This window comes from Microcoleus sp. D3_18_C2 (genome assembly GCF_036702395.1).
Classification (GTDB): Bacteria; Cyanobacteriota; Cyanobacteriia; order Cyanobacteriales; family Microcoleaceae; genus Microcoleus.
In genome coordinates, this window is the sequence record NZ_JAUBTG010000024.1 from 36,698 (window position 1) to 63,198 (window position 26,501).

Annotated in this window: 20 protein-coding genes and 2 pseudogenes; 6 read left to right on the plus strand and 16 right to left on the minus strand. The window is 44.6% G+C overall.

Going from position 1 to position 26,501, the window contains the following annotated elements; translation table 11 throughout:
• Positions 1-105: 105 nt before the first annotated feature.
• From QUA88_RS16205 to QUA88_RS16215, 3 genes are all read right to left on the minus strand, one after another.
• Positions 106-1,038, minus strand: coding sequence for a hypothetical protein (locus tag QUA88_RS16205; RefSeq protein WP_333232568.1), 933 nt, complete (start codon positions 1,036-1,038; stop codon positions 106-108).
• 422 nt (positions 1,039-1,460) lie between these two features.
• The gene (locus QUA88_RS16210; RefSeq protein WP_333053543.1) at positions 1,461-2,174 is read right to left on the minus strand and encodes an alternative oxidase; all 714 of its coding nucleotides are present in this window, start codon (positions 2,172-2,174) and stop codon (positions 1,461-1,463) included.
• A gap of 48 nt (positions 2,175-2,222) precedes the next feature.
• The gene (locus QUA88_RS16215; protein WP_333272591.1) at positions 2,223-4,541 is read right to left on the minus strand and encodes a nitric-oxide reductase large subunit; all 2,319 of its coding nucleotides are present in this window, start codon (positions 4,539-4,541) and stop codon (positions 2,223-2,225) included.
• Between the two features lie 160 nt (positions 4,542-4,701).
• Here QUA88_RS16215 and QUA88_RS16220 point away from each other — a divergent pair, with 160 nt between their 5' ends.
• The gene (locus QUA88_RS16220; RefSeq protein ID WP_333154838.1) at positions 4,702-5,406 is read left to right on the plus strand and encodes a Crp/Fnr family transcriptional regulator; all 705 of its coding nucleotides are present in this window, start codon (positions 4,702-4,704) and stop codon (positions 5,404-5,406) included.
• A gap of 189 nt (positions 5,407-5,595) precedes the next feature.
• On the opposite strand, the pseudogene QUA88_RS29540 reads toward QUA88_RS16220, so the two are convergent.
• From QUA88_RS29540 to QUA88_RS16240, 5 genes and pseudogenes are all read right to left on the minus strand, one after another.
• Positions 5,596-5,928, minus strand: a pseudogene (locus QUA88_RS29540) (DUF5615 family PIN-like protein).
• Positions 5,925-6,156 (minus strand): annotated as a pseudogene (locus QUA88_RS16225) (DUF433 domain-containing protein). Before QUA88_RS16225 ends, QUA88_RS29540 begins: the two co-directional pseudogenes overlap by 4 nt.
• Before the next feature lie 236 nt (positions 6,157-6,392).
• Complete coding sequence (locus QUA88_RS16230) at positions 6,393-7,943, minus strand: ATP-binding protein (RefSeq protein ID WP_333272595.1); 1,551 nt, start codon at positions 7,941-7,943, stop codon at positions 6,393-6,395.
• A 310-nt stretch (positions 7,944-8,253) separates the two neighbouring features.
• Positions 8,254-9,165: a GTPase Era gene (era, locus tag QUA88_RS16235; protein WP_333246205.1), complete on the minus strand. Its 912-nt coding sequence runs from the start codon at positions 9,163-9,165 to the stop codon at positions 8,254-8,256.
• 68 nt (positions 9,166-9,233) lie between these two features.
• Positions 9,234-9,407 (minus strand): hypothetical protein, encoded by a 174-nt coding sequence (locus QUA88_RS16240; RefSeq protein WP_333053533.1) that lies wholly within the window; start codon positions 9,405-9,407, stop codon positions 9,234-9,236.
• A 267-nt stretch (positions 9,408-9,674) separates the two neighbouring features.
• On the opposite strand from QUA88_RS16240, the gene QUA88_RS16245 reads away from it, so the two are divergent.
• On the plus strand, positions 9,675-10,106 hold the full coding sequence (locus QUA88_RS16245) for a hypothetical protein (RefSeq protein ID WP_333208954.1): 432 nt from the start codon (positions 9,675-9,677) through the stop codon (positions 10,104-10,106).
• A gap of 440 nt (positions 10,107-10,546) precedes the next feature.
• On the opposite strand, the gene QUA88_RS16250 is transcribed toward QUA88_RS16245, so the two are convergent.
• Positions 10,547-10,819, minus strand: coding sequence for a hypothetical protein (locus QUA88_RS16250; RefSeq protein WP_333272598.1), 273 nt, complete (start codon positions 10,817-10,819; stop codon positions 10,547-10,549).
• A gap of 260 nt (positions 10,820-11,079) precedes the next feature.
• Between QUA88_RS16250 and QUA88_RS16255 the strand changes: the two genes are divergently transcribed.
• The 4 genes from QUA88_RS16255 to QUA88_RS16270 all read left to right on the plus strand — a co-directional run bounded on the left by QUA88_RS16255 (position 11,080) and on the right by QUA88_RS16270 (position 13,753).
• The gene (locus QUA88_RS16255; protein ID WP_333272601.1) at positions 11,080-11,718 is read left to right on the plus strand and encodes an NUDIX hydrolase; all 639 of its coding nucleotides are present in this window, start codon (positions 11,080-11,082) and stop codon (positions 11,716-11,718) included.
• 81 nt (positions 11,719-11,799) lie between these two features.
• Complete coding sequence (locus QUA88_RS16260; protein WP_333208958.1) at positions 11,800-12,555, plus strand: ATP-binding cassette domain-containing protein; 756 nt, start codon at positions 11,800-11,802, stop codon at positions 12,553-12,555.
• 52 nt (positions 12,556-12,607) lie between these two features.
• Complete coding sequence (locus QUA88_RS16265; RefSeq protein ID WP_333053528.1) at positions 12,608-13,069, plus strand: DUF29 domain-containing protein; 462 nt, start codon at positions 12,608-12,610, stop codon at positions 13,067-13,069.
• A gap of 33 nt (positions 13,070-13,102) precedes the next feature.
• Entirely contained in the window at positions 13,103-13,753 is a 651-nt protein-coding gene (locus QUA88_RS16270; protein ID WP_333053526.1) for an ABC transporter permease, read from the plus strand.
• On the opposite strand, the gene QUA88_RS16275 is transcribed toward QUA88_RS16270, so the two are convergent.
• From QUA88_RS16275 to QUA88_RS16305, 7 genes are all read right to left on the minus strand, one after another.
• The gene (locus QUA88_RS16275) at positions 13,740-14,375 is read right to left on the minus strand and encodes a DUF1802 family protein (RefSeq protein ID WP_333272604.1); all 636 of its coding nucleotides are present in this window, start codon (positions 14,373-14,375) and stop codon (positions 13,740-13,742) included. The genes QUA88_RS16270 and QUA88_RS16275 overlap by 14 nt on opposite strands.
• 116 nt (positions 14,376-14,491) lie before the next feature.
• On the minus strand, positions 14,492-15,772 hold the full coding sequence (locus tag QUA88_RS16280; RefSeq protein WP_333044909.1) for a glycosyltransferase family 4 protein: 1,281 nt from the start codon (positions 15,770-15,772) through the stop codon (positions 14,492-14,494).
• Between the two features lie 222 nt (positions 15,773-15,994).
• Complete coding sequence (locus tag QUA88_RS16285; RefSeq protein ID WP_333233893.1) at positions 15,995-16,723, minus strand: class I SAM-dependent methyltransferase; 729 nt, start codon at positions 16,721-16,723, stop codon at positions 15,995-15,997.
• A gap of 138 nt (positions 16,724-16,861) precedes the next feature.
• Positions 16,862-22,219, minus strand: coding sequence for a glycosyltransferase (locus QUA88_RS16290; protein WP_333272608.1), 5,358 nt, complete (start codon positions 22,217-22,219; stop codon positions 16,862-16,864).
• Positions 22,220-22,265: 46 nt separating this feature from the next.
• Positions 22,266-23,786, minus strand: coding sequence for a methyltransferase (locus QUA88_RS16295; RefSeq protein ID WP_333053522.1), 1,521 nt, complete (start codon positions 23,784-23,786; stop codon positions 22,266-22,268).
• A gap of 15 nt (positions 23,787-23,801) precedes the next feature.
• On the minus strand, positions 23,802-25,214 hold the full coding sequence (locus QUA88_RS16300) for an ABC transporter ATP-binding protein (RefSeq protein WP_333053521.1): 1,413 nt from the start codon (positions 25,212-25,214) through the stop codon (positions 23,802-23,804).
• Positions 25,215-25,502: 288 nt separating this feature from the next.
• On the minus strand, positions 25,503-26,351 hold the full coding sequence (locus QUA88_RS16305) for an ABC transporter permease (protein ID WP_445243004.1): 849 nt from the start codon (positions 26,349-26,351) through the stop codon (positions 25,503-25,505).
• Positions 26,352-26,501 lie beyond the last annotated feature (150 nt).

Sequence of the window (26,501 nt, forward strand, 5' to 3'; positions counted from 1 at the left end):
AAGCCTAAGTTGGAGGTAGAAAGACGGATTTGGCCATACCGGCCCTTCAAGAACACCATAATCGTTTGTACCTTTAATTTTGTAAAAGGGTTTACTCATTTCTATCTATTTCCTATTTAATAGTTGTTCATATGGTGTAAATTTTGTTGCTCTAGCACTCGTCCCCTGGTTTACCAAACCGAGTTTTTCACAAATAATTTTATAAATCTTTGGAGGAAATCCCCCAGAAAACGGCCATTCTTTACCTCCATCTTCCATTATCACAATACCTGAGATATTTGGATACCTATAACCAAGTTTATGTTTTACAATATAGGCTGAGAGTTCCTTACTATTCTTAAATTTTAAAGGACGCATCTCTGCTAATAGTTGCTTCAACTCATCGTTCGGGTCGTTTAGTGGTGGATCAGGTTTTGGTGGTGGTGGAGGATCAGGTTTTGGTGGTGGTGGAGGATCAGGTTTTGGTGGTGGCGACGGTTTTGGTGGCTCAGACTCATTCTTTTGTTGCCCAGACTCATCAGCCTTCGTTTTCTTGTAAGGATTATTAGCTATTAGTCTTGCAATTGGATTTTGGAGTAAAGCTTCTGCCTCCCTGGGGCGCTCCTCCTTTGCCACTCTACGCTGACTCTCTAAGCGATCTCGCTCAACACTTAATTTATCTCTACAATCAACTCCAACCAACTTTATCGTTACATGGTCAAGCCAACTAGGTTTTGGAGAGCCTATATTTTTCCAGATCCTCTCTACTTTTTGGATCAAACCACATAATTCATTTGTGTAACTTTGAGGGATATCGTCTGCGTTTAGCCAAAGCTTACTAACTTGTTCGCCTTTTTCGGTGGTTTCAATTTCATACCAGAAATTGAATGTTTCAAAAGCTTCGCCACTGTCCAATTGTTGGGCTAATTCAGGATGTTTTCTCCTGATTTTTTTAATATGGAAAAAAACTTTTCCATCAGGATTAAAAAAAGTATGACCGACAAACCCAAATCCTCTATCAGGATTGTAGCCTTTGATACTGCCGAAGTCTATTGTCATAAAGCTAATTCTATTCACTACTTATAATTGTATCGCCGTTGCGGTACAATACTGAATATAATCGAATAATACCGCATATCGATGATGTCTGTCAACCCCTTCTTACTCCCCATCGGAATCTTCTTTTCTCGATCGAGTTCGCAGCACGATTCGACTCAATCACTTCAGGCGTCGCACTGAAACAAGCTATCTTTATTATATTTGAGATTAGACTCGATCGCACCCGATCGCATATTCCCTGAATTAATTGTACTAATTTAATATGGGATTTTTAACAGATTAGTTTAGAGAACAGATTTTAGTCCAAGACGATCGACGAATGGAATAAAGTCCCGATCGCAAAATAAGAGAAAGCCGCGATCGCCCCTAGACACGGGGCGATACCAACGTTTTCATACCAGAGAACGACGGGTTCAAATCACCTATTTCGACGGACTGAGTTCCACAGCATCGGTCTTTGCAGTTAACTCAACCTTTAGCGTAGAAGCTGCCTGCATCGCATGGGGACTGACTAACGAGAATTGTGCAGTCGGCTGCTGACAAGCCACCATTGTTTTCACGTGTTCCATTTCATCATCCCGAATGGCAACAAACACATCATAGAGATTGTCGATCGTTGGACGACGGAATACATTAGCACTGCTTGTTTGAAACTCCTCAAACATATACAAATCGCCATCTCGATAGTATTGGATAGCGACATCTGGTGCGGGCTGTTGCTTGAGAGCTTCAGCTTCGGCATTGAGGAACTTGTCGTAGCTGGCATAGGCGTGTCCCTCTACAAGTTCCATGAAGTTGTAGGCAGATTTGGACGACACCATGTAGACCAAAATGATAATCCAGTAGTAAATGAGTGCAGTGGCTCGTGCTAGAAGGCGATCGACCCAAAAGCTCGATCCTCCCAGTGATTCCATAATCAACAGATGATGTAGTTCATTCCACGACTCCGAAAAGTGGATTTTTAACCAATCAGCCTTCCGCCACCAGCCCAAGGTTTCATAGAGGTGAAGTACCGATAGATAAGAGAAATAAGGAACACGAGCCACGGTTTCTAGCACATAAAACCGAGGATAAGGGCGATCGGCATAGACGATATTGATCACAAAAACGAGAATACCAACTAAGAAACGAATCACTGACTGAATCCTCAATAAATACCAAAGATAATTTGAACAATTGAGCAACTAATGACTGACAACCGGAGTCTCAGCCGCAATGGTTTCGAGGGGTTGGGCTTGAGTAGGCTGTTGGAAAATAGCCACGATCGCTTTAATCACGCAAAAGACGAGGATCAATGCACCAACCGAGAAGACGATATCCCCAGGGATGCGTAGCCAAACTGTCCACTGCATCCAGGCAGAACCAATGACTTCAGCACTGCGAGCGTACCAAGTGCCATGATTAACGGATTGCACCAATTGATAAAAACCATTAGGAATCAGTCCTAAAACCATCATCATGCCTAGACCAACATTGATCCACCAGAAGGATAAATTGAAGTTTTTCTCATCCCAAGCGCGATCGGGAGTGATTTCACGCAAGGCAAAGAGCATGAGGGCGATCGCCAGGGAGCCATACACACCGAAGAGTGCAGAGTGAGCGTGAATTGGGGTTGTGTTTAGTCCTTGGGAATAATAGAGAACGATCGGTGGATTGATTAAGAAACCAAAGACACCTGCGCCAATTAAGTTCCAAAAAGCAGTGGCAATAAAGAATTTTAGTGGTACTCGATAAAATCCTTGCGCTTCTTGGGATAGCTTCATCGACTTCACCACTTCAAAGCCAATTAAGGTCAAGGGAACGACTTCTAAGGCTGAAGCAACGGAACCCATCGACGTAATGAATACAGGTGTTCCTGCAAAGTAGAGATGGTGTAACGTGCCGATTACGCCACTACCGAGATAGAGAATTGTCGTCATGTAGGTGGCTCTCAGGGCGGAGGAGCGCTTTAGGAAGCCCAATTCGCTACATAGATAGGCGATCGCTACCGTCGCAAATACCTCAAAGAAACCTTCTACCCAAAGATGCACAACCCACCAACGCCAATATTCAGCAATGCTCAAATGGGTGTGATTGTTGTACATCAACCCTGACGCATAGAACAGGGGAATCGTAATCGCACTGTAGAGAAAGAAGTGATTCAGTCCCGTTTTATCGCCTTCCGCCTTGAGTGCAGGCTTGAGGGCGCGGTACATCAGCCAGAGCCAAAACACCATGCCACCAATCAGCAATAATTGCCAGAGGCGACCAAGTTCTACATATTCATAGCCCTGATGTCCAAACCAGAAACTATTGTCACCGCCGATAATGCCTTGGACACTAGCCCAAGATCCGATTAAGGAACCAACAACAACGACAGTCAAAGCCACTAACAAACCGCCATTGCCCCAAGCTTGCAACTTCGGCTCATGTTTACCAAACCTTGGCGCGAAATATAGCCCTGCGGCGAGCCAACAGGTGGCAATCCAAAATACTGCTAGCTGTAAATGCCAAGTCCGCGAGGCGGCATAGGGTAAATATTGCTGAAGTGGCACACCATAGAAGCCGTCGCCTTCTACAGCGTAATGGGCTGTGACCATTCCCATCAACATTTGCACCAAAAACAAAGTCATAGCAACCCCAAAGAAGAGGGTAGTGACTTTTTGGCTCGGTGTGGCAATCCGAATCAGGGGGCGATGGGCGACAGCGATTACTTCTTCGCTATCTTCTTGGGTGATGTAAACAAACAGAAATATACCGATCGCCGCAATCAGCACAATCACCGACACAATTGACCAGATCAAGAATTGAGCCGGAGCCTGATTGCCAATCAAGTCATCGTGGGGAAAGTTGGCGGTATAGGAAAATGGTGCATTCGGGCGATCGGCAGATGCTGCCCAAGCCGTCCAACTAAAGAAAGCGGTGACATTGCGGATTTGCGTGTCGTCAGTAAACCAACCGCTAGGAATGGAATGAATCTTGGAGCCTTGGGATAGCAAAGTTTTATAGCTATCAAAAACCTTGCTTAGTCCCTTAGTTTGAGCAGCCGTGAGGGTTAAAGCGCCTGTCTCTGACGCATAGCGATTAGTTTTAAATTCTTGCTGTACCTGCGCTTGGAGAGTAGCGCGATCGACTTCTGATAGTGCCTGTAAATCTGCTTCACTAAAATCAGGATTGCCATTATGCAAAATTCCTGCCGTTGCTAAGCCCCAACGGTGTAAAACATCGGCAGTCCAGTCGGGTGCTAAATAACTGCCATGCCCCCAAATACTACCAATATGTTGCCCCCCACGACCTAGATAGGTTACTTGCCCAGCTTGAATATTCGCTTGAGTCAGAATGATTTCCTGTTGTGGAGAAACCACTGTCGCGGGAATCGGTGGTGCATTTTTATAAATCGCCGATCCTGCAAAGATCAGCACTGAAAAAGTGACGATGCAAATTAGCACAAGCCAAGCGGGTAGGCTAATTTGACGGGGACGAGCGCGGGCTGTCACCACTTTGTCAAAGGTTGGGTTTGCCATAAAGCCATAAATTCGGTTTTAAAGTACCTATGACATACCATAGGAGAATAGAACCTAATAATGCTTTGACTTAAGTCAAAAAGAACCTTAAAAAATGCTCAAGTACGTTTATATTGTCTAGCTCGGCGCTTTGTTCCAACCATCCTCACTACCCTAAACGATGTTAAATAGAGTCGATTTGAGCAACTGGTTACAAAACATTCTAATTTTTCAAGGATTATCAGCAGAGCAACTGATTCCTTTAGCTCAGATCGCTCAACTGCAAACCTTTGGAAAAGATGAGACAATTTTCCATCAGGGCAGTGAAGCAACTGGGTTTTTCATTGTCCAAGCTGGTCGTGTTAAGGTATTTAAGACTGCATCCAATGGGAAAGAACACATTTTACATTTATTAAAAAGAGGCGATTACTTTGCCGAAGTTGCCACCTTTGATGGCAAAGCTTTTCCAGCTTCTGCGATCGCATTGGAATCCACAGAATTAATCTTCTTCCCTCGGTTAGCTTTTCTGGATTTACTTCATCAATATCCTGCGCTCGCCATCAATATGCTGACAAGTTTGGCAACCCGTTCGCGTAAATTGGCACAGATGGTGGAAGATCTGTCGTTTAAAGAAGTGCCACAAAGATTAGCGGCTTATTTATTAGATTTGAGCGGTCGCGCTAATGGTGATCAAGTTATTAATCTAGATGTTACTAAAACTCAGCTAGCTGCTATTTTAGGGACGATTTCTGCTACCCTTTCTAGGGCATTCTCGCATCTCCACGATAAAGGATTAATTACGATCAATGGTTCTCAGATTGAGTTATTGGATCGCGAGCGGCTACAAGCGTTGAGTCAGAATGTAGAGTTGGGCGATCGCTTTTAGATCATGAATTTTGGAGTTTAGGTCACGGAAAAGTTATTCCACATGGGATTTATGATTTTCAACAAAACATAGGATATATAACATTATGAAACAGTAAATATGCCAGTGAATTGGCGTGTGAGGCTTTAAAAGATTGGTGGAATAATCATGGAAAAACTACCTACCCTAACGCTAATTCGATTCGGTGTATTATGATAAAGCAAGCAGCGATAAATTCTCGTCTTCACAAAATAATTTGATCGCGTTAAAGTTCCGACGTAGCAAATTTTCAATTTGCAATGTCGAACAGTTTCCAAGGCGAAGCCAAATAACTTTCGGTGGATTCCCAAATACTAAGCTCAGGTCGTGCATATCCGCGTCTTTCGAGACAATCATCAAATTATTTCTTTTGCATAATCCCAAACTATTGGGTCGATCGTTGCTTTCATTCCCACATCAAAGGACGTGAAGCGAATTTGGGAAAAGATCGCTCAAACGATTCGGCAACTTGGGCGACAAATTTTCATCAAAAAGTAATTTCATGCCGATAAGGTCGCGGTCATAAACCGACGCTCGCGGTCAGCAGCATAAGCTATGCAGGCTTTTAAATCTTCTCGCGTCAAATCGGGAAAATCGCCCTTTAATTTCTGCTTCGGTCATCTCGGAAGCCAGGTACTCAAGCACTTCATAAACCGTAATTCGCAAGCCGCGTACACAAGGCTTACCACCGCGTTTATTTGCTTCGATCGTGATGTGGTTTCGGTAGTTCATAGTTGGAATTTTTGAGAATCTCCTCGTTTGAGGTTTGGCGAAAAGATTAGATATACTAGCTTGTTACATGGGTGCGCGATCGAATAATTGTATTGCAGTTGCGGTACAATACTGGATATAATCGAGTAATACCGCAGCTCGATAGTGTATGTCAATCCCTTCTTAATTATATTTTAGATTAGAGTCATCGCACACCCTCGGCGATCGCCAGAACCAAAACATTCATCAGAACTTCTTCACGCACGAATAACTGTAACGGTTCGCCCCATTGGTGTCAGATGAATTTCAGTATTCAGTCGTTCTTCTAATTCGATCGCATTCTCGCGTCGATCGAATATCACCAACCACCCTTCATCTTCTCCCAATCGAGCCAAATATCCATCTAACTGTTCCAACCCTTTACTCAACGGATCGACTTTCCGAGTTCGCCAAACCTTCAGTTCAATTCCCAACGTTACCTCACCATAACGCAAACATAAATCCATTCTGTCGCGTCCGATCGCATATTCCCTCTCCAACGTTCCCCCACCATTAATTACCCGATGCAGAAACGCCATCAACACTAAATGCGGGGCAATTTCGGGATAAGATGCACTTTTGAGTAACGGTTCGCCATGCTGTAGCCAAAATTCCAGAAAAGTTTTGAGTAACGCTTGCGTGTCTAATTTGCCGACCTGAGTCAACCAACTCGGTGCAATTTGGGGCAGAGAAGCCATTGGCGTTACGGTGAGCACGCGGGGCAAAACTTCCCGATAAATTGGGTTAGCGATCGTCAATCCACCCTGAACATCCATCTTACACAAACCCAAATCGATTAAAAACTGAATATCATCATTGGGGATATTGCCCAGTTCCAAACCCGCCAACATCGGCTCGATAATGGCTTTGACTCGGTTTTCTCTGAGTCGTTCTGCCAAGCTATCCAAATGCGTATCTTGCCGTTTTATTAAAATTTCTTTAGCTGAGAAAATATGTTGTGGTGTAATTTCTATAGATTCATCGGTAACTAATTCTTCTACAATTTCCTTAGCTAAAGCATTCACTAACCAAGGTTGTCCCTGAGTCAGTTCAAAAGCTAAGGCTACGGCTTCAGGTGTAAAAACTTGTCCGGTATCTTGGGTATGTTGCGCGTAGAGTTCCGCGACTTCTGAGGCATTAAAATCTCTGAGAGTAATCGATCGCACTTTAATATTAAACGGACTCGATGTATGGAGTCGATCGCTTCCCCCCGCAGCCACTTTGTAATCGCGAACATCCCGCAAACCAATTAAACCCACCGATTGCGGAAACGCTTTCGGGCGATTGGGATAACCATCGCGCAGTTGTCGCAGCATAGAAATCAACGCTTGGTCTTGTAGTGCGTCAATTTCATCGATGAAAATCACCAAAGGACGAGGAGAAGATTGTGCCCACAGGCTGAGTACATCGCCGATTTGCTGTCCCGGTTCCGACGAGGGCCAAGCAGGCGGCTGCAATTCTGGGGGAAGTCGAATCGAAATCGCCCGTCGCCAAGCACCGAGAATGGCATCCTCTGCACCCGCGATGTCTTGACTGAAGGGTGCGCCCACTTCAACTGACAGCATCACGGCGGTGTATTGTCCGCTTTCGGTGAGTTGTTTGGCTAACGCCAGCATAGCGGTGGTTTTCCCCACTTGCCGGGGTGCATGGATGACGAAATAGTTGCGTTGAGCGATTAACCTTTCTAAGCTGGGTAAGCGTACCGTGGGCGACAATGCGTAATGAATGTCTTCTTGGCATGGGCCAGCAGTATTGAACCAACGTGGCATAGGTCAACTGGGGCGAATGGGGCTGCTCTCAGTTTACTGTACTGTTATTGGAATGGCGTTCTAGTTGTTAAGCGGGGGTTTGTACAGACTCTCGGTACCCGATGAAACTCTCTATGAGCGAAATTCGTGCTCGATTCTTGATTCAAAAGACCTCTTGCAAAAATAATTAGGACGGGCTCTCCGGCCCATCCCACAAGAAAAAATAAATCTTGTGGGATGGGCCGGAGAGCCCGTCCCATCAATAGATGAAAAGGATTTTTTGCAAGAGGTCTAAAGAACCGAAGAAATCCAACTGCCAACTGCCAAAGTTTTATTCTTCCACGCGATAGCCCAATTCTGCCAAACGAGTACGCGACTGCCGCCACTTCGGCTGCACCTTGACAAATAACTCCAAATATACTTTGCCTTCAATTAACTTTTGAATCTGTTCCCGGGCCGCACTGCCGATCGACTTGAGCATACTGCCGCTTTTACCGATTAAAATACCTTTTTGGGAATCCCGTTCGACGTGAATTGTCGCCAGAATCCGCGTAATTTTCGCTTCTTCTTGAACTATGTCGATCGCGATTGCTACAGAATGCGGCACTTCTTCCCGCGTCAGCAGCAAAATCTGTTCCCGAATCAATTCGCCCATAATAAAGCGTTCCGGCTGGTCAGTCACCAAATCTGGCGGATAATAGTAAGGCCCAACCTCCAAATGTTCGATTAACAATTGTTGCAGCGACTCGACACCCTCGCCCGTGAGAGCGGAAAATTTCACTACAGGCCACTCAGGATTGACAATTTGCTCGTAAGTTCGATCGATCAACACAGAATCCTCCGGTTGTTCGTCCAACTTATTCATCCCAAAAATCACCGGAACTTTGCAATTGCTGAGAATTTCGATAATATATCGATCGCCCCCTCCCGATTCCACCGAACCATCCACCACAAATAGCACGACATCCACCGACTGAATCGCTGTGCGGGCATTCTGCACCAAAACCTTGCCCAATTCGTGATGTGGCTTGTGAATTCCGGGAGTATCTACAAAAATAATTTGTGCTTCCGGTGTCGTTAGGATGCCTCGCAGCCTGTTACGCGTCGTCTGAGACACCGGCGAAGTAATCGCAATTTTCTGTCCCACCAACTGATTCATCAGCGTTGATTTTCCGACATTCGGGCGTCCGACAATACCCACAAAGCCGGATTTGTAACCCGCCGGAGCCGCGGGAACACCCATAATGCCCGATACGTCGATAAATTTACTATCTTCCACTAAAATCACCTATTTTCAAGCCCCTTCTCTGTCTATTGTCGCCTGAAAATACTCAAACGCCCATCGATGCACTGTAGCATCTTTCTCGCCCTGGTATAGCGCGCCACACTCAAACCTCGATCGAGCCACAAACCAGTGTTAAAACAGGATACGCGATCGGCAAAACTTGATATCTGAGACAAAATTTGATAAAGTTCCAATGACATCGCTCAAAAATGAATCATTCTGGTAAAACCGACTCCCCAATGCTGTAACAACTTCAGATGTGTAAATATCTAACTCAACTGAAACTTTTCTACAGTTGGTCAGGCCAACCAGTTTTAACATTTTTGAGAATGTTTGGTAATAAATTAGGTAAGTTGAACTCAAACTCAAAAGCTCAATATCATCAGGCGCTTTCTCAATAAAAGCTAGTGTATTTTGAGCATACCTAAATTAGTGCTAATCGTCATAAAGTTGAGGAGATGAATCGAATGAAATCGAAATTATTTTGGAGTGTCTGCACCGTTTTGGTAGCAAGCTTGCCTGTTCCCGCCTTAGCTCAAACAAGCCCTCCCACCAGCCCTCAAGCAGGTATTGACTACAAGGGTGGATCGAAGAAATACCAGTTAGTACCGGGCAGAATCCAGGACAGAACCTTGCCCAGAGCCTTTGATTTTCCAATTATTACCAATGTTGGTACTGACACTAGCATCACCTCGGATTTCCTAATTACCGATCAGTTTCGCGCCCCAGCGGGTCGTACAGAATACACCGGAGCTCTCACCGCCTGGGCAGCATCAATCAGAGAATGTCTGGCAAAACAACCACTCTTGATTCGAGCCAGCACCAAGAACCCGATTCAGATTAATGGTAGAGTAGGCACGATTGTCAGAAACGCAAATAACCGTGCAGTTTGCAAATAAGCCAGCAATATCACAGGGGCTAAATTGACCGTAATTGCTGTAAGGGCGGGTTCACCAATATCTCCCATGCAAGCATCGATACAGTAAACCCGTCACCGCAGCGATATTGGGGTCAATCGAAGCCAGTTGATATAACTTCCGCTATCTAAAGATAAAAACTAGAGAGTGTTTTTGAACAAAAAGAGCAATAGGAAACCTATTGCTCTTTTTGTTGGCGAAATTTCAATTAATATCTATTAGGACTTATATGATATCGGCTGAAACGACATCATATAAGAGGTTTGTAGTGAGGAATGCAAGTCCTTATCAAAGTTTAAGGACTTGCATTCCTCACTGCAAACGAGATAATTAGGCAGAAACCAGCTTGTTTCCCAAAAATCCCGTGGAACCGGAGGGATATGGATTTTAACACCCGGTTTATGAAAGTTTGTCTGCGTAATTCACGATTTAGTAGCGCAAAATTCATGTGTACTCAGTAAAATTTCGCCATAATCAGGAATCCAAGCTAGCCACTGTTCTTCCGAAGATTCACACAACAGCCACGCTTCGTCAAAGCTGAATGCCGTTGGCGGGTTGAACAATTTAACCCACATAGAAGGAGTCAATTTTGGTGCAGGTACGGCGCAGCCAAATTTTTCCCAGTCGCGGACATTGGCGAAGCTTCCGGGCGTTGGTTGGGATTGCCAAGTACGAATATCTGTTTGCAGTTTCATCACAACTCCTTTTGGGCTAAGACTCTGAACCAGGTCGGGGTTGCAACAACCCAGAGCGCCGGCGCAGATAAACTTTGATTATGTAGTCTATGTTACGGAATTATCTAGGCGAATGTGTAAGGTTGTAGCAAAAATTTACAATCGAGAGGAAAAAACGGGCTCAAAGCTGAAAAGGTCGATCGGCTAAGCTGTTTAGCATTTAAACTGCGTATTTCAGAGCCTGAAACCCTTTACTGGCATAGATAGCCTCTGAGATTTAAATGGTGAACAGCTTATTGTTGCGCTCGGCAACGATCGCCTACCATAGCAAACAACATCTGATTTATTCCAAAAATTCCCACATGAACCAAACTGCAAAATCCCAGTGGAAAACTCTAGATCGCTTTGTAGAGATCAACTCTCATTGGGTAAAACTAATCGCGGAACATCTCGAAACAACCGAAGGAAAAACAGTAGAATATTGGCGAGTAGAAAGAGCAGATTCAGTTGTGATCTTGACAATTCAAGCTGACAAATTGCTGTTTCCCTCACCGATGTATCGCCCCGGCGTGGCAGAAGCAACCTTGGATTTTCCCGGCGGTCGCGTACCAGCCGAAGCCACGCCAGCAGCAGCCGTTCCAGCTATAATCAAGAAAGAATTAGGCGTGACAGAAAGTGCGATCGCCCGCCTCGAACCGATTAACAATATCGGCTGGGCGATAAACAGCTCATTCTCCAATCAAAAACTCTACGGTTTTGTTGCAGAATTGCACCCGACAGCAACAGTAAACCCCGAATTTATCGGTGCTGAATATCCTGTCACCCCAGACGGAATTCGCGACTTGCTCAAAAAATTAACTTGCCTCCAATGTCGAGCCTTACTGCTAGAATGGCAAAACCAAGACAATTTTAGATTTTAGATTTTAGATTTTAGATTTTGGATTGTCCCGCGACGCTAGCCAATTGACGATTTATTAAAACCAAAATCACCGGAACTAATCATGCCTCTCAATAATGAAGTTGCTGTCGAATGCCTCGACGTGACATATCGCCTCAACCGCAGGCATTTAGTAGACAAACTCAATTTCAAAGTGCTGCAAGGAGAAGTTTTAGTATTGCTGGGACGCAGCGGGAGTGGCAAAACTACTACCATGAAATTGATTAACAATTTACTAACGCCAAGCAGCGGCGAAGTTCTTGTCATGGGAAAACCGACAACTCAATGGAACCCAATTCAACTGCGCCGAAAAATTGGTTATGTCATTCAAGAAATTGGTTTGTTTCCCCATTTTACCGTCGAGCAAAACGTCGGTTTAGTGCCAAGATTAGAAGGTTGGGAGGGCGATCGTATTCAATCTCGCGTCCGCCAACTGTTAGAATTAGTCAACCTCGACCCCCAGCACTTCGCCAAACGCTATCCGCATCAGTTATCCGGCGGACAGCGGCAGCGGGTAGGCGTCGCCAGAGCACTGGCGGCTGACCCTCCGATATTGTTAATGGATGAACCGTTTGGTGCTTTAGACCCGATTACTCGTCTGGAATTGCAGCGGGAATTCGGTCAATTACAGCAGCAACTTGGCAAAACTGTGATTTTTGTGACTCACGGCATTCAAGAAGCTTTTTTGTTAGCTTCTAGAATTGGTTTGATGCAAGATGGACGGTTGATTGAATTGGCAACACCTGATGATTTTCTCAAATCTCAGCATCCAGAAGCGGGGGCATTTCTTGAATGTTTGCAAGTAGCTAAATTTGAATAATTTAGCAAAAATTTGATAATATAGTTTTAGTAACTAAGCTGATAATCAAACGATGCACAGTCTTTACGAGACAGACTTCTATGCTTGGACGCAAGAACAAGCCAAGTTACTTCGCAAGTGTCAGTGGAGTCAACTTGACTTGCCAAATTTAATTGAGGAGATTGAATCTTTGGGCAAACAGGAACGTCAAGAACTTAGAAATCGTTTGAGCATTTTGCTGGGACATTTGCTGAAGTGGCAATATCAGCCCCAGCAGCGGAGTCGTAGCTGGTTGTCTACAATTCGAGTGCAGCGGCGGGACACTCAGAGACTGATACAAGATAACCCAAGTCTGAAACCTTACTTGCAAGAAGCTTTCCAAGAAGCTTATCAAAACGGTAGAGATTTGGCAGTAGGAGAAACCGATTTGCCTCTCAAAACATTTCCTCAAAATTGCCTTTACAGCTTAGAGGAAATTTTGGACTCTCGCTTCTATCCTGGTGAACCAAGTCCTGAAATAGAAAATGATTTATAAGGTTGACAGCAATCAGCAAGAACCAATTACCTAATGATAATTTTTATCAACCGCTATGGCGCTGAGATAATTCAGCGCGCCAGTGAACACTTATATTTAGTAACTGTTGCAATTTTTATCGCTATTATTGTGGGGATGCCCCTGGGAATTTTAGCCACGAGAAAACCTAAATTGAAAAAGCCAATTTTGGGATTTGCTAATATTATGCAAACAATTCCCAGTTTAGCTTTGTTTGGCTTGCTAATCCCGGTGCCGGTAGTGGGTGGAATAGGCGATCGCACGGCAATTATCGCCCTCACTCTGTATTCTTTACTGCCTATTATCCGCAATACTTATACTGGGATTGTCGGCGTCGATCCAGCGATTACGGAAGCGGGAAGAGGCATGGGGATGACTGATATGCAACTGTTATGGCAAGTGGAAATTCCCCTGGCGCTGGGCGTGATTCTGGCGGGGGTGCGAGTTGCTGCGGTAATTGCGATCGGACTCGCTACAATCGCCGCTGCAATTGGTGCCGGCGGCTTGGGGGTGTTTATTTTCCGGGGCGTTGCTACCGTCAACAATCAGTTACTTTTGGCTGGGGCAATTCCGGCCGCTTTAATGGCATTAGTTGCGGATTTTGGGCTGGGTTTGGTAGAAGCGCGCCTCTCGAAAAGTACCTTAAAAACTATTAATGAGGAGTAAAATCCTGACTACCTTCCGTCAGCGTTGTCACTCTCTGCGAACCAGAAGCATTCGCAGGATTCGCTATCAGATTGCGGATTTCATTTGAGCGTTCAATGTACTCTCGATCGCTCAAAACAGCTTGGCTTCCCTCCAGGGAAATAGCATCGGCCAAATCGATCCAAGAACGGCAACCGCCGTATTCAGGAGTGTAGGGAATTTCGCGGATTTCTGCAAGGCGATAAGCCCGCAGCAATAAAATATAAATTGGCTGAGTTTGTTTCCATTTCAGGCGATCGCTTACAAATTTTTCATTCCAAATATGGTACGGAAATAGCGCAGTAATTGCCGGTTCCCAAGCTACCAAAAAAACATCAGTAATCTCCGCCCAACTGCCAATTCTAATAACTTCAGGATGCCAACCAGATTCAACTTTCTGGACTTGATGTGCAAACTCCGGCTTTAATAAATCCGGCTGTTGGTGTTCAAAAGTTGGATACAGCAAAACCTGTTTTTCAGTGACATTGAACTGTCCTGCTTGCTCGCGAATTCCCCCCTTCCGCAACAGCACAATGGTTTGACCTTGTTCCAAAGCATTAACTGCTACATTCCATTCTTTCAGCGCCCTAGTAGTTGATTTCATGGGAATTTATTTGGGTTTTAACAATAGTAACAAAAATGGTTACTTTCAAGCAAGTACAGCCATTTCTTCCTGTTAAAATTGGCGTAGTCCTGACTATGCAGGACTACCCTTTATTGCTAAATTCTCACTGCAAAAGATGCTGCTAATTCCCGTTCTGGTTCCATACCAACTGTAGGCGGCATGGAACGATTTGCTACTTGCTCGATCAGTTGTAAATGTTGCGGCAGCATTTTAGCTAAACTGTAGCGTTCTAGGGCGGTTTGACGGGCTTTGACGCGAATTTCTGCCATGCGGGTAGGATGGTCTAAAACTTCATCAATGCGATCGGCTACTTGTTTCGGTGAGAAGTAATCGACTAGCAAACCGTTTTCTCCGTCGCGGATAACTTCTCTGACTGGCCCTGTGTCGGAACCGATTACTAAACATCCGGTTGATAGAGATTCAATCATAGACCAAGATAGCACAAAAGGTCTGGTCAAATAAACGTGTACGTCGGATGCTTGAATTACTTTTAAATACAGTCCGTAAGGTAGGGGCCCGACAAAGTGAACTCGCGATAAATCTAGCGGTACTTTTTTGAGCATATAGTCTTTGTAAGACTCGCCGTTGGGTAAAGAACGACCGTAACAAACTCTTTCTGAACCAACGATTACTACGTGACAGTTGGGGCGGCGTTCTTGTACATAGGCGATCGACTCAATGAATTCGGGAAAACCCCGGTAAGGTTCCATTCCCCGCGATACGTAGGTGACAATTTCATCAACGCCAGACAAGTCTAAGTTAGGCAAAACCAGTTTAGCACCGGGGTCTGGTTTGAAGTAATCGGTATCTACGCCGTCGTGGAGTGTGGATAATTTTTGTTGTAATTCTGGGGGAAATTGCGATCGCTGCCAATAAGTTGGTGATAAACCCCAATCGCAAGAGTATAAATCGATCAAAATCGGCGCATTTTTGATTCTAATTCTGGCCATATCGTCAACTGTTAAAGGTTCCGCTGGGTCGAAATCTGCGTCTGAACCAATAGCATGATAAAACCACTCGAAATAGCACAAAAGCGGCGTATTTGGAAAAGCTTCTTTGACAAACAATGTCGGCCCCCAACCGGAATGTCCGCAGATAATATCGGGTACGAAACCGTCTGCTTTGAGTTGTTCTGCCATTCTAAATACGGCTTGTCCGTAGATGACGGCACTTTCTAAAGGGCGGACGTATTGGTGAGTCTGCGCGTGGGGTTCTCGGCTGGGGGTAAATGCTGCTTTGCGAACGCCGGGAATGTTCCACTCTGGGCGCTCGTTTTTAGTGCCGAAAACAATTTGATTTTTGGGATCTGCGCCTAAAGCCGTGATAATGTGGCGGTATTGGGCGGGGAAGTTGGGATGGAGAAATAATGCTTTCATTGTCAGTTGTCTGTTGACTGTTGACTGTTGACTGTTGTCTGTTGTCTGTTGACTGTTGACTGATAACAATCTAAAATCTAAAATCGATTGACTGTTGACTGTTGACTGTTGACTGTTGACTGATAACAATCTAAAATCTAAAATCTAAAATCTAAAATCGATTGACTGTTGACTGTTGTTAGTTGGAATAAAATATTTTGAGGCGGCTAAAAAGCTTTGGTTTTATTCATTAGGGGTTGGCGCTTTGCAGATCCAGACGCAATCTCGCGGTACTGAAGATGTATTTTTCAGGATGATTTCATAGTTTAAATGATGGAGAAATTTTTCCATAATTGTATCAGTCATCACTGAAAATGCTGTGCCGTCTCGGTGCCCTAGCAAGTTTTTGTCCCACTCGCTGGCGAATTTTTGCCACCCTAATTCGCTAAAAATATTTGTGTGGTGAAACACGCAAATTCGATCGCCCCGCAGCAGTTTGGGAATTCGAGTCAGGTAGTTGAATATATCTACCGGCTCTACGTGTACCATTGTATCGTAACAAAAGCAGACATCCGCTGAACCTGGGGCGATGCCGTCTAATGTTAAACCGTCGAGTTTGACGTAAGAAACGCGATCGCACCCCAAGCGCGATCGGGCTGCTTGCAGCATTTGACTGGAAATGTCGGCACAAATTAGTCGATCGCAGTATTTCAGCAACAGCGAACCAGTTTTTCCCCCGCCGATACCAATTTCTAAAACCGTATGTTCTTTTTTGATGTACGGTGCAATAAATTGCTGTTCTATCAGCGCTTCGTATTCGGCTAAGGAGTTGGCGGCACCGGCAGCTTTACCTATCCATTCGTCGCCAATATAGGCAAGTTCGGCATTAGTTTTTTGCCACTGTTGGGCGTAACTGTCCCAGGCCCTTTCATAATCTACTCTTGGGCGATCGGTCATTTTATCATCGTTCATTTTTGATTATTTTATAGTATTGATGGCTCAATTTTCAATATGTTCCGCAATTCTTGGCAAATTATATTAAATCCTGCCAAAAGTCTACGAGGTGAGTTACTGCCCTTCACTGGGGGGGACGCTGGCACTGTAAAATGACTAATGACGGCTGAAATATGCTTCGCAAAAAATCTCTGCATAAGCTTGAGTCATTTCCTCAAAAGTATTAAGTGAATCCAAGACATATTTAGCGTTGTCAGCTAACTGCTGTCGCAAAGATTTATCCTCCAATAAACTAATCAAAGCTGCAACTAATTCGTCCGGGCGATCGGGCGTATAAAACAAACCATTAATTCCAGGCCGCACTTGTTCTTTAATCCCAAAAACTGGCGATGTAACAATTGGCAAATCGCAAGCCATCGCCTCCAAAATCACTCTTGGAAAACTTTCGACGCGAGAAGTGCAAACAAAAATATCAGCCGCTTTGTAATATTTTACCGTCTCCCCAGTTTCCGGGACTACTGTCACCCTTTGCCGCAACTCTGCTGGCAATTCCCCCACTAAATCGGCTAATTTATTGCTGTAAATACTGGGGCGATCGCCCACAATAAAACACCTAATTTTATTGTGCCATTTATCAGGTAAAAGTGAAAGTGCCTTAACTAAATCCTGCTGTCCTTTGCGTTCGCATACCGTTCCCAGCAGCAAAATTACCACATCTTCCGCCGCAACACCTAAAGTTTTTCTAGCTAATTCAGAATTATCCAAATTTTCCAATTTGCTTAAATCTAAGCCGTTGTGAATCACCGTAAAATTGTGGTGGCTGTTGAGAGGCAAATACCTGTCCCGCGTGGCATCCGCCACAAAAATAACTTTGTAAGGAAAGCGAAAACACTCTAAAGCTCTCGCCGCAATCTCCGAACCAAACCTGTTAAAATAAGTTTGCCAAGGTTCGCTTTCGTGCACGTTCCACACTGTAGGAATTCCGAGTTGTCGCGCCGCATCAACTACAAAAAAGTTTTCTAAAGTATTGGCATAAATTGCATCTACTTTTAAACTGGCAATTTCTGTGCTAAAACTGCGGATAGCTTCATCATAAGCATCGCGCTGATAGATGTGTTCGAGAGGATTGTCGCGCACAATTACTTCAATTCCCTGCTGTTCGTAAGCTTGACGCAGGGGCCCGTCTGTGGTGCAAAGTACGATCGGCTTAACCACACCCTCAGCCGCCAATTTCACCGCGATTTCGTACTGATGCAGGGGCGCCCCAGTAAAATCCAGCGAATTGCTGCACATCAAAACTTTGATAGGATGAATCAAATTCTCTGCTTCTGCTTCCAACCAACCAGAATCACTAAATTTGCGTTCTTCCTTATCGGTTACATCCGTTACATCCGTTACATCCCGTACATTGCTCGTTGCCGAACCTTCTTCCTTCATAAAAACCCGTCGAGGTTGAATATGAAAATACTCATCTTCTAAAGACAAATGAGGACTGTAAAAACTGTCATTTTTGCCCGCATACTTACGCCTAAAAGCCGCCACTTCTTGAGGATTGTCGGTAAAACCCCTAGAAGTTCCTTCTTTGTGCAACAACTCCGCATCGGGACAATATACGCACCGATAACCCCGTTCTAACAATCGGTATCCGTAATCTACATCATTGTAAGCAACAGCAAAATTCTCCTCATCAAAACCGCCCAATTCTAAGAACAATTGACGTGGAGTAATCGTGCAAGCGGCTGTTACCGCAGAGTAATTTCGCGTTACCATCGCTTGAGAAAGATAGCCTCGATTATTCTTGTCCATCAGCTTAAAAGCGTGACCCGCCAAACCGTGATGCAGCCCGTGAATTACGCCCGCGTGCTGAATTCTGCCGTCGGGATATAACAGCCGCGCGCCGACTGCACCCACAGCGGGAATTTGAGCGTATCCCACCATTTGACTCAGCCAGCGGGGGTTAATTACTTCAGTATCGTTGTTCAAAAACAACACATATTCGCTGTCAACTTGTTCGACAGCGCGGTTGTTAATTGCTGCAAAACTAAACTTGCCCCCAGGATTTTTTATATGCAAAACTTGGCAATTTAATTGCTTTAAATATTCCAGAGTTTTCGGATCGTCGCTTTCGTTGTCGATAACGGCAACTTGATAATTTTTGTATGTTGTAGTTTCTAGAGAATCCAGACATGATTTCAGCAATTGGAGCTGATTTTTAGTAGGAATAATTACCGTTACTGACGGGCCGTTATCCGGGAAATCCTGGGCAAATATGCCCAAATTTTCTTTAATAGCCCATGCGTGCTGAGCGACATTGCCGTTAATTTGGCGGCGGTTTAGTGCGTCTTGAATGGCTTTTTGACCTGCGGAAAAACTGGCGGGTTTCGCGGCTCCAGATATGGCTGTAGAACCGGGTGCGGTTCGCCAGTGATACAGCACTAGCGGCAGGTGGGCGACGTGGCGAGAAATTTCGGTGGCTCTCAAGGCAAAATCGTAATCTTGCGAGCCTTCAAAACCGATTCGCAAACCGCCTATTTCTTCAAAAATGTGTCTTCTGACGGCGCACAAATGACCGAGATACATATAGGAAAGCAGCAGTTCCGGCGACCATTCCGGTTTGAATTGCGGGGCGAATCGGCGGCCTTTAGTGTCGATTTTGTCGTCGTCGGAATAGAGAAAATCTGTGGCTGGATGGGCGGCAAAATATAAGGCGACTTCGCCTAATGCGTCGGGAGTTAGTTCGTCGTCGTTGTCTAAAAACAGGATGATGTCGCCTGTTGCGAGGGCGGCGGCGCTGTTGGTTGCTGCGCTGATGTTGCCGTTTTCTGTACGAAATGTGATGCGGATACGATCGTCCTTTTGACCCCAGCTTTTCAAAGATTCAGCAACAGTTAAATCGGTGCTGCAATCGTCGGCAATGCAGAGTTCCCAGTTTGGATAAACTTGATTGATTACGCTGTCGATCGCACTTTCGAGAAAATCTATCTGCGGGTTGTAAACTGGCATTACTACCGAAATTTTTGGCAGGGGCTCCCGGCAGGATTTTAACCGAGAAATCAAATAATCGCGGGCGTGCTCGTTCCACTGATTCACCTCCAGCCAAGCGTCATATCTATCAATAGGTTGAGGCACCACAAAACCCGCAGGTGGCAGTAATTCCCCCGGCGCAGTAAACTGTTTTTGCTGCCGATAAATCTTCCCCAACTGGCGGAGCACTTTCACAATTTCCCAGGGCAAGGGCACAATTCTCCCAAGACGCTGTTTTCTCTCCCTCGCCCGCTGCTGAATAGCGGCTGTAAACCTTGATAACTCCTCAAACTTATCTGCACTTCGCTGCCAGATATGGTAGCGCCGCACTGTCAATTTTTTCGGCGCTTGAAAAGACAAAATTTCCCCGGTTTCTAACTCAGCTTGCAGAGAAACGTGCCATTCCCCTGGCGGCAAATCGACAAGGGCCTCAAAACCGCTTTCCGAACTGTTAACCCAGTCGGGAAACACTTCGCCGACATCTTTTCGCCGCAAACCGTAGGCGCATTCTACAGAAGTATCGCCGCACAACAAGCTTAATTTAGCAATTTTGCGATCGTGGTGGCAGCACCAACCTGCAAACAAAATTTGACCCTGACGCTGTTCCCACACCACCGGTACATCTAACGATGCTTGAATCGTTGAAACTAACAACGGATAAGCTGCCAACAAATGCCATTTACCTCGCTCATCTTGCGCTTCCAGTAGCACTTCGTGCCGTCCCGCAGGCGCTTCCAATTCAATTGTAAAACCTGAGTTCTTCGCAGCCGGAATATGAGAGTGTGCTAGCGCTATATCACTTCTATCTAGGCCGTAAACCCCCGCGAAACTCTGGTCTTTAATTCGGGCGCGGACTGCTGTAGTCTCTCTTTTTTGGTTAAAAACCCAGCCCACAATTAGCAGCTTGGAATCACAAACTTGCCAAGTAGTTGGTCGATCTAAGGAAAAAATAAATTTAGGGAACAAGTCGCGGATTTGGCGCTGAACTTCCCACAACTTTTCTCTCAGTTGCCACCCTAGTGAAGACTTGATGATAGCAAGTTCTGCCCGAAACTTTTCATTTTCCAGGCGGGAGTGTTCTAATTTTTCCTGAGTATCCTTTAATCTTTCCTGATTTTGACTTTGTGCTGTTTCTAACTGAATTAACTCAGCTAACTTTTGCTGCAATATAAATTCAGTTTCTTCAAATTGTACCTGAGTTTGCCCTAAGTCTGCTTCTAATTCTAATACTTTTGCTAAAGCTGTTTGAAATTGCGATTCTTTGCCGGCAAGCTGTACCTGAGTTTGTCCTAATTCTGTTTCTAATCCGAGGAGTTTTGCTAAAGCTTCTTGAAATTGCGATTCTTTGCCGGCAAGCTGTACCTGAGTTTCCCCTAAGTCTGCTTCTAATTTTAAGACTTTTGCTAAAGCTTCTTGAAATTGCGATTCTTTGCCGGCAAGCTGTACCTGAGTTTGTCCTAATTCTGTTTCTAATCCGAGGAGTTTTGCTAAAGCTTCTTGAAAATTTGATTCTTTGCCTGCAAGCTGTACTTGAGTTGATCCTAATTCTGTCTCTAATCCCAACACTTTCGCCTGGGCCTGGTGAAATTGTTCTTGCCACTGTTTGAGTTCGGAATAGCTGGTTTTTTGCTGTTTTTCCAGCAAGCGGATTTTTAGCCAATCTTCAAATGGCCAGAATGGAGAGGCTGGGAAATGAATAACTCGATCGATCGCACCTTTCGATTCGCTGCTGAGATTGCCAGCTTGGGTTTCCAAAAGTTGATATAGTTCTAAGGCTTCGGGAAAATATTTTTCTATTAAACTCGGTCTGTGACTTTTGACAATATCGTTGACTAATAAAGATTCTTCAAAATTGTCGGCTGGTATCGCACCTAAGTTAACATTAAATTTTTCGTTAACTCGATCGAGGAAAAGTTCAGGAGTGTTGCCGATGGGGTAAACGTTGGCTAGGAGACAGCGATGGGGGAAACGTTCGTAAAGTTCTAAAACTTTTTGATTGTAGTGAATCCACATTTTTACTGCCATTTCGGGATTTTGCAGCAAGCTGACATCGGTTCCCCGGCGGTAAAGGGAATCAACTACTTCCCAGGGCGATCGATAAACACAGATAAAATTAGCTTCGGGGAGCAAATTCAGCCAAAAATCCCAAAAAAGGGCTGTTCGCGGGTCTTTCCAACCCCAATGTTTGTGAGGAAGTTGATTTTGCTCGATCGCCCTTTTGGCGATTTCCACGTATTCTGCTGCTACCGGAATCGTTTTTTCAAACGTACATCCGAGTTCATCAATACCGTGCGATCGCAAAACACTTTTGTGGAACTCCACAAAATCAACATTCTCGAAATGACCTTTCACATTTCCGTCGGCCGGGCCCACTAACTTTTTGCCAATATCAACCCCAACTTTCTGAAACAAAGAAGCTGTTAAAGACGTACCGGAACGGTGCATTCCGGTAACAATAAAAACCGACGGTTTGCTGTCATTTGTACTCACAATTTATCTCCCTCGCCCTAATTCCCACACCAACCAAATTTACTCACTAATCTCCCGCTAAGCCCAGCTTTCGCCTGACTTGAAACCACGCGCTTCTGAGCTTCCAGAACTTGCTGCTTTCCATTGCCAAAACCCTACACTTCGCTTGCTCTAGTTCTTGCTTCAGATTAATTAGCTGATTTTCGGTTTTTTCCAACTGCGTTTGCACAGATACTAACTGATGTTGAGTTTGCTCCAATTGCATTTGAGCTGCAACTAATTGACTTTGAGTTTCTTGCAAATTTGTTTGAGATTCTTCCAACTTTGTTTCAGTAATCATTAACTTACTTTGATTTTGATCCCATTCAATCCTAGCCGACTCTAACTGAGTCTCAAGTAATTTGAGTTTTGTCTGAGTAGAACCCAATAAAGACTGCGATTGTCTTTGGTTAATCAGCGATTTTACAGTGCAAGTTTCCAGAATCCATTCCCAACCATAGTTGTTGATTGCTTTGACTATTAACACATCCTGCAACCCTACAGTGTTTTTGGGTAAATAACAGCTCCACCCCGACTGCAGAGCCCCATCAGTTTCAAAATATCCAGCCACATCCGGGCGATCGTAAAAAGGCTCGCACCTCTGTACAACCTCCCCGTTTACCAGCACTTGCAGATCCTCAACTCGACCGTTGAGATTCACATCAGCTACCCATCCTTCCAGATACAAATTCTCCTTATTCGTAAAAGCAGCAACATCAATATATCCTTCTGGGTGGTGATTGAAATTCAACTCCGAAAAATCTCTAACTAGCTCATTTGTGACAACATACAAATCCTGAAATCTGCATATGCCTTTTTTGATGCGGTGAACAAAAGCTTTGCCTCCGCTAACTCTCTCGACACATTCTCTCACAAACTTTTCAGTTACATAAGTTGTGCCGTATTCCTCCTTATCTAAAGACTGGCTTTCGCTTTGAGCACTAAACAAAATACCATTAGCCGGCATTTCTATATTGGCTAAGCGCAAACACTCATCGTGAACGCTGAACATCAAAATGCCGTTAGGAGTCAACAAATCGTACAAATTTTGCAACCAACTTGTAAAAGTTCTTTCCGGCATATGGCTGAAAAAAGAATTAGCCAGAATGCAGTCAAACTTGCGGTCAATTAAATAATTTTCGGGTTTTCCAGTTGAGACAATACCGTTGACGCCCAAGTATTCAGTTTGAAACTTAACCGCGTTAGCATAAATATCAGAAACCCAAATTCGTTCCGGCGGTATTTCCTGAATCAAAAACCTGGTAAATCGACCGTAACCGCAGGCAAAATCTAGAAAAGAAGGTACATTTTCAAAACTGCCAAAATGCCATTCCACAACTTGTTTAACCGTATCCAAGATGCGACGCCCGATCGAATAATAGCGCACCAAAGCCCGATCGCGATCGTCTTTGACGTTGTTCAAGCTGAACAAATACATTTCATCGTCTTCGCAGATATTCAGTTTAAAATTTTCGGGAAACTTAGTTTGATCTTGAATAAATGCTTTGATTACGGGATTTTCGACTAAATCTAAATTGATATCGCTCATTTTTTTTACAGAATTTTAGATAACCTCTGTTGACTGCTCTTTCACTAGAGTATCAGCATTAACAACAGTTAAACACGGTTCGATCAGCAAGTCAACGATGCCGTTACCGCAGGACTCAGTACAAGACTGAACTCTAAACATCGCCACATCAACACAGCGATCCAGATAAGTTAAATCTCCATCTACCGTTCCCACAACCCCAGCATTCAGAAAATAAACACCGGGATTCAGCAAACATTTAAAATGAAACTTTACTACAATTGTCGTTCCCGCTTCCACATACCTCACTGACTGAGTAGAAGCCTTCAAAGAAGCACCCGCCAACTCAAAACCACTAATTGTTTTAATCAACATTCCAAACCTAACTTTGGAAGTTGACCGCGAAAAAGTGACAGAGTAAGTATAAATATAATCTTGACGACCGAGCAAGTGATTTACCACATTTCCCTTCAGCGTCTCGATGTGGGGGTTGATAATTTCCGCTCCACGAGACGGATACCTTACCGTATTCGACGGTATCATCCCCGGATCGTAAAATTCATCGTAATATTCCTGCGGTTTTGAGAGATGTTGCTCCGGTTTAACTTCCCTCTTTGTGCTTTCTAAATTAGCATCCTGAAGCTGGTTTTGACTTTCCTGTTTTGTCAGTTGGTTCAGAGCTCGAATATCTGACTTCAACCCCAGAACCTGATCCGGATCGGCATAAATCAGCTTTTGATACTTAGAAATTACCACCTTCGGCGTGTGAGCGAGCAGCAATTCACCGCTATCCATTAAAATCGCCGAGGTACAAAGTTGCACCACAGAAGTAGCAGCATGAGAAACAAATAAAATTGTTCCGCCACCTTCCTGAATGCTTTGCAAGCGGGCAAAACACTTGCGTTGAAAAGCTTCGTCCCCCACCGAAAGCGCCTCGTCAACCACCAAAATATCTGGCTCGACGCTAGTCGCAACCGCAAAAGCTAGCCTGACAAACATACCGCTAGAATAAGTTTTGACTGGCTGTTCGATGAAATCGCCAATATCAGCAAAAGCAGCTATATCGTCAAACTTTTCTTCAGTTTCTTTTTGATTGAATCCCAGTAACTGAGCGTTAAAAAACACATTTTGTCGCCCGGTAAATTCCGGGTTAAACCCGCTTCCGAGTTCCAACAAAGCGGAGACTCGGCCTTTAACATCGACGCTTCCTGTAGTAGGTGTGAGCGTCCCCACAATTATTTGCAGGAGAGTGCTTTTCCCCGAACCGTTGCGGCCGACGATTCCCAGAGTTTGTCCTTGAGGAATTTCCAGATTGATGTCGTGTAGGGCCCAAAATTCGTCAGCAAGTTTTTTGGTGGGGTAAATAATTTCCTTTAAGCGGTCTCCTGGACGATCGTACCGCTTAAAGCATTTGGAAACATTTTTTAGTGAAATTACATTTTCTGTCATCCGATTTTAGATTTTAGATTTTAGATTTTAGATTTTAGATTTTAGATTTTAGATTTTAGATTTTAGATTTTAGATTGACTTTACAGCATATTCGGTGGTTCATAAAGTACATTAGCAGCTCTATTGTGTGGTGTTAATCTGTAGGGTGCGGATCTGCGAGATATTGGATAAAACTTGCAGATTGACGGGTGGCGACGCACCTTACACGGGCTAGAAAATTGTGTTTACTACATATACATAGAATATGCTGTATATCTCAAACAAATTTACAGCATATCTCAAACAAATTTACAGCACGTCAGCAAAAGCGGGACGCAAACGCCGGTAAACCGCCAAACCCCCACAAAATATAGCAGCAGAAATTAGCGTGGCGACACCCCATTCGCCCCAATGCTTAACTTCTCCAAGCAGTATGAGGTCTCGATAAACCTCCGAGATGGCGGCCATTGGATTCAGCCAAAATACCCACCCTCGCCACTCTTGCGGGATGATGGATGCTGGGTAGACGATCGGCGTCAAATAAAACCAAAAATTTAGAATAACACCTAATGTCTGAGGAATGTCTCGCAAAAATACAGTCAAGCCGGCTGTCAAATATCCCAAACCAGCAGTTATCAGCAACTGAGGCACCCACACCAACGGCAGTAAGCATAAAGTAGCGTTGAGCTTTTGCGACGACACTGCAACTATCACAATCAAAGCTGCTAAACCCAGAGAACTTTCAATAAAAGCTGTAAAAATCGGCACTAGGGGCAGTAAACCGAGAGGAAATACCACTTTTTTGACTAAATTCGGCTGCCCCACCACGGAGACTCCCGACTTGATCAAACCGCTGGTGAAGGCAGTCCAAGGCAGCAAACCGGCAAACAACCAGACTCCAAATGTAATGTCGCTGTTTTCTGGGAAGCCTGCAAGGCTGAGCTTTACCTTGAGGACGATCGAGAATACATAAGTGTAAATCACCAATTGCGATAGCTGATTCAGCAGCGGCCAAAAATTGCCCAGAATCGAGCCTTTGTATTGAGCTTCCAAGTCCCGGCGCACCAATGTTGCCAGCAGATTCAGCTTCGCCCACCGCTGCCTACTTGCGGGCGGCCTGCCGCCCACCCTTCGGGCTTTTTGGGCAACTTCTTTCACAGTTCTCTGCAATTTTTTCGCCCTCGTTCACTACCTTCACACCTAAATCAACTCAAGCTACAACTGTGCAGCTTTTGTTAAACCGCAATTATTCCACAGCCCCGTCGTTTTGATCAAGGATCTGCCACCCTGGCTTGGGCTTCTTGTTTC

What these genes read in the sequence shown, in the direction of transcription:
- QUA88_RS16205 (WP_333232568.1), bottom strand. Translation starts at nt 1,038, where the DNA reads ATGACAATAGACTTCGGCAGTATCAAAGGCTACAATCCTGATAGAGGA.
- QUA88_RS16215 (WP_333272591.1), bottom strand. Translation starts at nt 4,541, where the DNA reads ATGGCAAACCCAACCTTTGACAAAGTGGTGACAGCCCGCGCTCGTCCC.
- QUA88_RS16220 (WP_333154838.1), top strand. Translation starts at nt 4,702, where the DNA reads ATGTTAAATAGAGTCGATTTGAGCAACTGGTTACAAAACATTCTAATT.
- QUA88_RS16230 (WP_333272595.1), bottom strand. Translation starts at nt 7,943, where the DNA reads ATGCCACGTTGGTTCAATACTGCTGGCCCATGCCAAGAAGACATTCAT.
- era (WP_333246205.1), bottom strand. Translation starts at nt 9,165, where the DNA reads ATGGGTGTTCCCGCGGCTCCGGCGGGTTACAAATCCGGCTTTGTGGGT.
- QUA88_RS16240 (WP_333053533.1), bottom strand. Translation starts at nt 9,407, where the DNA reads ATGTCATTGGAACTTTATCAAATTTTGTCTCAGATATCAAGTTTTGCC.
- QUA88_RS16245 (WP_333208954.1), top strand. Translation starts at nt 9,675, where the DNA reads ATGAAATCGAAATTATTTTGGAGTGTCTGCACCGTTTTGGTAGCAAGC.
- QUA88_RS16250 (WP_333272598.1), bottom strand. Translation starts at nt 10,819, where the DNA reads ATGAAACTGCAAACAGATATTCGTACTTGGCAATCCCAACCAACGCCC.
- QUA88_RS16255 (WP_333272601.1), top strand. Translation starts at nt 11,080, where the DNA reads ATGGTGAACAGCTTATTGTTGCGCTCGGCAACGATCGCCTACCATAGC.
- QUA88_RS16260 (WP_333208958.1), top strand. Translation starts at nt 11,800, where the DNA reads ATGCCTCTCAATAATGAAGTTGCTGTCGAATGCCTCGACGTGACATAT.
- QUA88_RS16265 (WP_333053528.1), top strand. Translation starts at nt 12,608, where the DNA reads ATGCACAGTCTTTACGAGACAGACTTCTATGCTTGGACGCAAGAACAA.
- QUA88_RS16270 (WP_333053526.1), top strand. Translation starts at nt 13,103, where the DNA reads ATGATAATTTTTATCAACCGCTATGGCGCTGAGATAATTCAGCGCGCC.
- QUA88_RS16275 (WP_333272604.1), bottom strand. Translation starts at nt 14,375, where the DNA reads ATGAAATCAACTACTAGGGCGCTGAAAGAATGGAATGTAGCAGTTAAT.
- QUA88_RS16280 (WP_333044909.1), bottom strand. Translation starts at nt 15,772, where the DNA reads ATGAAAGCATTATTTCTCCATCCCAACTTCCCCGCCCAATACCGCCAC.
- QUA88_RS16285 (WP_333233893.1), bottom strand. Translation starts at nt 16,723, where the DNA reads ATGAACGATGATAAAATGACCGATCGCCCAAGAGTAGATTATGAAAGG.
- QUA88_RS16295 (WP_333053522.1), bottom strand. Translation starts at nt 23,786, where the DNA reads ATGAGCGATATCAATTTAGATTTAGTCGAAAATCCCGTAATCAAAGCA.
- QUA88_RS16300 (WP_333053521.1), bottom strand. Translation starts at nt 25,214, where the DNA reads ATGACAGAAAATGTAATTTCACTAAAAAATGTTTCCAAATGCTTTAAG.